The 6834-nt window shown below is 60.6% G+C and carries 6 protein-coding genes; 3 read left to right on the top strand and 3 right to left on the bottom strand.

The window, feature by feature from the left end:
- Positions 1 to 90: 90 nt before the first annotated feature.
- A complete protein-coding gene (locus tag FEM54_RS20535) occupies positions 91 to 1050 on the top strand; it encodes a bile acid:sodium symporter family protein (RefSeq protein ID WP_138452729.1) in 960 nt (319 codons plus the stop codon).
- A 112-nt stretch (positions 1051 to 1162) separates the two neighbouring features.
- Entirely contained in the window at positions 1163 to 1477 is a 315-nt protein-coding gene (gene sugE, locus FEM54_RS20540; RefSeq protein WP_099547866.1) for a quaternary ammonium compound efflux SMR transporter SugE, read from the top strand.
- A gap of 107 nt (positions 1478 to 1584) precedes the next feature.
- On the opposite strand, the gene FEM54_RS20550 is transcribed toward sugE, so the two are convergent.
- From FEM54_RS20550 to FEM54_RS20560, 3 genes are all read right to left on the bottom strand, one after another.
- Positions 1585 to 3459, bottom strand: a complete 1875-nt coding sequence (locus FEM54_RS20550; protein WP_138452731.1) for an MFS transporter — start codon at positions 3457 to 3459, stop codon at positions 1585 to 1587.
- A gap of 65 nt (positions 3460 to 3524) precedes the next feature.
- On the bottom strand, positions 3525 to 4703 hold the full coding sequence (locus tag FEM54_RS20555; protein WP_099547864.1) for a TDT family transporter: 1179 nt from the start codon (positions 4701 to 4703) through the stop codon (positions 3525 to 3527).
- Positions 4704 to 4812: 109 nt separating this feature from the next.
- Positions 4813 to 6003 carry an MFS transporter gene (locus FEM54_RS20560; protein WP_138452733.1) on the bottom strand — a complete coding sequence of 397 codons (1191 nt, stop codon included), beginning with the start codon at positions 6001 to 6003 and terminating at the stop codon, positions 4813 to 4815.
- A gap of 91 nt (positions 6004 to 6094) precedes the next feature.
- On the opposite strand from FEM54_RS20560, the gene FEM54_RS20565 reads away from it, so the two are divergent.
- Positions 6095 to 6634 (top strand): TetR/AcrR family transcriptional regulator, encoded by a 540-nt coding sequence (locus FEM54_RS20565; protein WP_099547863.1) that lies wholly within the window; start codon positions 6095 to 6097, stop codon positions 6632 to 6634.
- Positions 6635 to 6834 lie beyond the last annotated feature (200 nt).

Raw genomic sequence — 6834 nt, forward strand, 5'->3', positions numbered from 1 at the left:
ACACAAGCCAGTCCTCACACAAACATCTCCCACACAAGCCCCACATTGATTGCAGTTACACCCTCGAACTCTAATAACAAGGACTTCCCCATGCGCGCACTCGCCGCCTTGAGCCGCTTCGTCGGCAATACCTTCGCCTACTGGGTGTTGATTTTCGCGGTGCTCGCCTTCCTTGAGCCCGGCTGGTTCATTGGCCTCAAAGGCGCCATCGTGCCGCTGCTGGGCCTGGTGATGTTCGGCATGGGGCTGACCTTGAAACTGGAAGACTTCGCCGAAGTCGCCCGCCATCCCTGGCGCGTGGCCCTCGGCGTGGTTGCGCATTTTGTGATCATGCCGGGCGTGGCCTGGCTGCTGTGCCAGGCGTTCCACTTGCCGCCGGAAATCGCCGTCGGCGTGATCCTGGTCGGGTGCTGCCCAAGCGGCACGTCGTCCAACGTCATGACCTGGCTGGCCCGGGGCGACCTCGCGCTGTCGGTAGCCATCGCCGCCGTCACCACCCTCCTCGCCCCGCTGCTGACGCCCGCATTGATCTGGCTGCTGGCCTCGGCCTGGCTGCCGGTGTCATTCATGGAGCTGTTCTGGTCGATCCTGCAAGTGGTGTTGCTGCCGATCGTGCTGGGCGTGGTGGCGCAACGCGTGCTGGGCGACCGGGTGCGCCGTGCCGTGGAGGTATTGCCGCTGGTCTCAGTGGTAAGCATCGTAATCATCGTCGCTGCAGTCGTTGCAGCGAGCCAGGCGAAGATCGCCGAGTCCGGCCTGTTGATCATGGCCGTGGTGATGCTGCACAACAGCTTCGGTTATCTGCTCGGTTACTTCACCGGCCGCCTGTTCAAACTGCCGTTGGCGCAGCGTAAATCCCTGGCGCTGGAAGTGGGCATGCAGAACTCCGGGCTGGGCGCCGCACTGGCCAGTGCGCACTTTTCGCCCTTGGCGGCGGTGCCGAGCGCGCTGTTCAGCGTGTGGCACAATATTTCCGGGGCATTGCTGTCGACTTACTTTCGCAGAATGAGCGAAAAAGAGGACCGCCGCGCCCTGGAGAGCGCGCCGTAAACTTGATCACCTGATCAATTTTCGGCAAGCTACCGGGCTTCGCGGGGACGACCTCGCGACGCTCTCAAGCGCTTAATCCGGGGACGACCCCAGCTATAGAGGGGAGATCAACATGTCCTGGATCATTCTGTTTTTTGCCGGGCTGTTTGAGGTCGGCTGGGCGGTCGGCCTGAAGTACACCGACGGTTTTAGCAAGCCGCTGCCGACAGCACTGACGATCGCCGCCATGGCCATCAGCCTCGGCCTGCTGGGCCTGGCCATGAAGGAGCTGCCGCTGGGCACCGCCTATGCCATCTGGACCGGTGTGGGTGCGGTAGGCACGGTGATCGCCGGGATTATCCTGTTTGGGGAGTCCATGGCGATGTTCAGGTTGGCGAGTGTGGCGTTGATCATTTGCGGGCTGGTTGGGCTCAAGATCAGCGCCTGAGCCCCTACCGCTATCGCAGGCAAGCCAGCTCCCACATTGGACGGTGTTCAGCGTTCAAATGTGGGAGCTGGCTTGCCTGCGATGAGGCCCTTACAGCCAGCAAATAACTACCTGACACTCCCGCGCAACACCCCTACCCGCGCCTGCAACTGCTCCGGCGTCGCGGCCTCCACCGCAACCGGCTCACCCGCCACCAACACCACCCGCGACCAGATCCGATGAAAGATGCCCTTGTTCGGATCGCGACTGAAAAAGCTCCCCCACAACCCCTGCAACGCCATCGGAATCACCGGCACCGGGGTCTGCTCCAGAATCCGCGCCAACCCGCTACGGAACTCATTGATCTCGCCATCGGCGGTCAGCTTGCCTTCCGGGAAGATGCACACCAACTCCCCTTCCTTGAGGTACTGGGCAATTCGCATGAAGGCCTTTTCGTAGATCTGGATATCTTCATGGCGCCCGGCAATCGGAATCGCCCCGGCCGTGCGGAAGATAAAGTTCAGCACCGGCAAACGGTAGATCTTGTAGTACATCACAAAGCGAATCGGCCGACGTACCGCGCCGCCAATCAACAGTGCATCGACAAACGACACGTGGTTGCACACCAGCAGCGCCGCGCCTTCATCCGGAATCAGCTCAAGGTTGCGATGCTCCACGCGGTACATGGAATGGCTGAGCAGCCAGATCATGAAGCGCATGGTGAACTCGGGGACGATTTTGAAGATGTAAGTGTTGACCGCAATGTTGAGCAGCGACACCACCAGGAACAACTCGGGGATCGACAGCTTGGCCACGCTCAGCAGCAGGATCGAAACGATGGCCGAAACCACCATGAACAACGCATTGAGAATATTGTTGGCCGCAATGACCCGCGCGCGCTCGTTCTCGGCCGTGCGCGACTGGATCAGCGCGTAGAGCGGCACGATATAGAAACCACCGAACACACCCAGGCCAAGGATATCGAACAACACCCACCACGCCTGATCGTAGCTGAGTACCGCCAGCCAGCTATGTTCCTGGGCCGATTGCGGAAAGCCGCCCGAGTGCCACCACAGCAGCAGGCCGAAGACCGTCAGGCCAAACGAGCCAAACGGCACCAGGCCGATCTCGACCTTACGGCCCGAGAGCTTTTCGCAGAGCATCGAGCCGACGGCGATGCCCACCGAAAACACCGTAAGGATCAGCGTCACCACAGTTTCGTCGCCGTACAACCATTCCTTGGCGTAGGCCGGGATTTGCGTCAGGTAGATCGCACCGACAAACCAGAACCACGAGTTGCCGACAATCGAGCGCGACACTGCCGGCGTCTGCCCCAGGCCCAGGCGCAAGGTGGCCCAGGATTCGCTGAAGATATTCCAGTTCAGGCGCAGCTCGGGTGTAGACGCCGCCGCCCGCGGAATGCTGCGGCTGGCCAGGTAGCCGAGCACCGCCACGCCGACAATCGCCACCGCCACCAGTGGCGCGTAATTGCTCGACGACATGATGATCCCGGCGCCAATGGTGCCGGCCAGAATGGCCAGAAACGTGCCCATTTCCACCAGTCCGTTGCCGCCCACCAGCTCATCGTCGTGCAACGCCTGGGGCATGATCGAGTACTTCACCGGGCCGAACAACGCCGAATGCGTACCCATGGCAAACAGCGCCAGCAGCATCAGTTCCAGGTGGTTGAACAGGAAGCCTGTGGCGCCCACGGCCATGATCACGATCTCGCCGATCTTGATCGCGCGGATCAGCGCGTCCTTGTTGAATTTCTCGCCAAACTGCCCGGCCAGCGCCGAGAACAGGAAGAACGGCAGGATAAACAACAAGGCGCACAGGTTGACCCAGATGGAGCGGTCGCCCTCGATGGTGAGCTTGTAGAGAATCGCCAGGATCAGCGATTGCTTGAAGATGTTGTCGTTGAATGCGCCCAGTAACTGGGTGATGAAAAACGGCAGAAAGCGCCGTGTGCGCAGCAAGGTGAATTGTGAGGGGTGGCTCATCGTCCGTGTTCCTGCGTGGCCTGAAGGCGTGTAGTTTCTCAGGCCACGACTTTACCTAATCGCGCTTACTTATTCGCTAGTCCTGCAATGCATGGCGAAACAAAAAGCTCACCTTTATAGGCGCCCTGCACGGTGCGCTTGGCCACGATCAGCCACATCAGCGCCAGTGCCAGCACCAGCACGCTGCCAAAGATGCTGAAAAAGCTCAGGTGCAGCAGACTCGCCAGCTTCAGCGTGGCTAACGCGTAAACCCCCAGCGGGAAGGTAAACCCCCACCAGCCGAGGTTGAACGGAATGCCGGCGCGCAGGTAACGCAGGGTGATCAGCACCGCGATCAACATCCACCACAAACCGAAGCCCCACAGCGTGATGCCGGCTACCAAGCCCAGGCCATTGGCCATTTCGCCCACACCCGGCAAGCCATTGGCGGCGAAAATCGCCGGGGCGTCACCGCCCAACAGCAACATGCCCAGCGCACCGGTGCCGATGGGGCCAAGGGCCAACCAGCTCGATGCGGCCATATTGGCAGGCGGCAGTTTATGCAGGGCCATGCGCAACATCAGGATGGTCAGGATGCTGAACGCCACCGGCAGGGAAAACGCCCACAGCACGTAGCTGGTCACCAGCATCACCAGTTGCGCATGGGCGTCGGCCAAGTGCGGCGCCAGCAAGCCACCGCTGGCGGCAGCGACTTCGGCGGCAACCACCGGCAACAGCCAGACGGCGGTCATCTGGTCGATGCTGTGTTCCTGGCGGGTGAACATCATGAACGGGATCAACACACCACAGGCCAGGGCCATCGCCACGTCCAGCCACCATAAGGCTTCAGCCAGCGGGATCACCTCACTGCCCCAGCGCGGCAGGCCGAACAGCAGCAGGCCATTGAGAATGGTGGCCAGGCCCATGGGAATGGTGCCGAAGAACATCGACACCGTGGAGTGCCCGAAGATGCGTCGCGCTTCGTGGAAGAACATCACCCAACGCGCCGCGTACAACAGGCTGAACAGCACAAACAGGCCAATGGTGAACAGCCACAGCCCTTCGGCAATGGCGTGCAAACCTGGCAGGTTGAACGGCAGTTGAGCCAAGGCCAGGGCCAGCACGCCGGTACCCATGGTCGCGGCAAACCAGTTGGGGGTGAACTGGCGAATCACTTCCCGTGGGCGGGTCAGGTGGCTCAAGGGCTTATAGCTTGGGGTTTTGCAGCCTGGGGGCGTGCAACTGGGAGTCGTCGTGCAGGTCATGATGGCAATCCTCTTCCTCGTATGAGGTTGAAGCCATCATAGAACCTGAACGAATATCTATATAACGGGTAATATCTCTATAAGTTATCTACTTTACCAATATACAGCATCACTCTACTGCCGCCTTGGCCCGCACCGAGTTCTGCAGCATCAAACCGACCAAGGCACTCAGGGCCAGCAATATCAGCGCCGCACCATAGCCTTCAGTCGTGACGATAAGGCCGTAAACCTGGCACAAGTAACCCGCCAACAGCGCTGGCAGGCAAAACGCCAAGTAGCTCAAGACATAGAACGCCGACATCAAACCGGCCCGCTCATGGGGCAACGCCAGTCCGACAATGCTGCGCACACTGCCCATGAAGCCGCCGCCAAAACCAAAACCTGCAATCACACTGGCGACAAAGAACAGCCACAAAATACCCATGTGGACGGCCACCAGCAGCAACGCGACGCCCACGGCCAGCAGCCCTGCCGACAGCCGCATGATTTTATCGCCCGGGCGCTCGCGCACGCTGTAGATCATCACCGCGCCACTCAAGGTCACGACCGCCACCAGGCCGCCACCGATCAGGTGCGAAGTGGAACCGGTGGCAGCCTTGATCAGCGACGGCGCCAGGGATGAGAAGAACCCGCCCAGCGCCCACACCGCCACATTCAGCGGCATCACCAACCATAAAGCCCGGCGCGCTTGCTGCGGCACATGCAGGGTCGGCGCCAGCGACTTCAGGGCCCCCGGAATACGACTGACGGTTTCCGCCAGGCGCCACACATACACAGCCTGCAACACCATCAACCCCAACAGCGTGAAGTAAATCAATTGGGTAGGACGCGGCGCGAACTCCACCAGTAGGCCACTGCCCAGCCCGCCACTGGCCATGCCCAACAGCGGCGCCAGGCTATTGAGCATCGGGCCGCGCTGGCGGTCGGTGTCGAGCAAGGTCGCACTCAGCACCGCCGTGGCCATGCCGGTGGCGAAACCTTGCAGCGCGCGGGCGGCAACCAGGTGCGCGGTGCTGTCGGCGTTGATAAACAGCAGCATCGCCGCAATATTGAGCAGCAATGCGACGAAAATCACCGGCTTGCGCCCCAGGTGATCCGACAGTGAACCCACGGTCAGCAACGCTGCCAACAGGCTGACGGCGTATACGCCGAAAATCACCGTGAGCATTGTCGCGGAGAAATGCAGGTTTTCCTGATACACCTGATACAGCGGCGTTGGCGCGCTGGACGCGGCGAGGAAGGTCAACACCGTGATGACCAGGAACGCCAGGCTGGACCGTTGCGAAATAACGCGAGACATGGGCACACTCCACTAAAGCTAATACTTTGCTTTTGCGCAGTGTGCTACCGGCGCGCGCTTAAAGCAAATTCTTTGTGTTAAGGTTTTACGCATGGCGATAAAAGAAGGCCTTCGCCCGGGAGGCCGCAGTGCCCGGGTCCAAGAATCGGTGCATTCAGCAGTGCGTGAGCTGTTGGAAGCCCATGAGCGCTCCAGCGTTACCGTACCGATGATTGCGACGCGCGCAGGCGTCACGCCCTCGACCATTTACCGGCGCTGGGGCGACTTATCCGTGCTGTTGGCTGATGTGGCCCTGGCCCGCATGCGCCCCGACTGTGAGCCGGCGAATACCGGCAGCCTGCGCGGTGATCTGCGGGCCTGGGCCGAGCAATACCTGGATGAAATGAGCTCCGAGCCAGGGCGCAACATGATGCGTGACCTGCAGAGCATGATCACACCGGGTTATTGCGTGAGCATTCTCAGTGGGCAGCTTCAGACGATTATCGATCGCTACCCACAGAGTACGCCGCCGAGCGTGGACCATTTGATCAACCTGCTGGCGGCGCCGACGGTGTTTCGCATTTTGTTCTCGACCGAACCGCTGACGGTGCAAGAGCTGCACGGACTGATCGAGCTGGCACTTAAAGGTTAAACCTCTGCACAAAACCAAAGGTGGGAGCTGGCTTGCCTGCGATGGCGGTCTGTCAGTTAAACAATGGCTGCCTGACCCATCGCTATCGCAGGCAAGCCAGCTCCCACATTGACCCTGCCTGCAGTCAATAAAAAACGGCCTCACTTGGAGGCCGTTTTTTATTGCAGCTAACGGCTTAGGTACGCATCCCGCGCCCACTC

The organism is Pseudomonas edaphica, from assembly GCF_005863185.1.
GTDB classification, from domain to species: Bacteria; Pseudomonadota; Gammaproteobacteria; order Pseudomonadales; family Pseudomonadaceae; genus Aquipseudomonas; species Aquipseudomonas edaphica.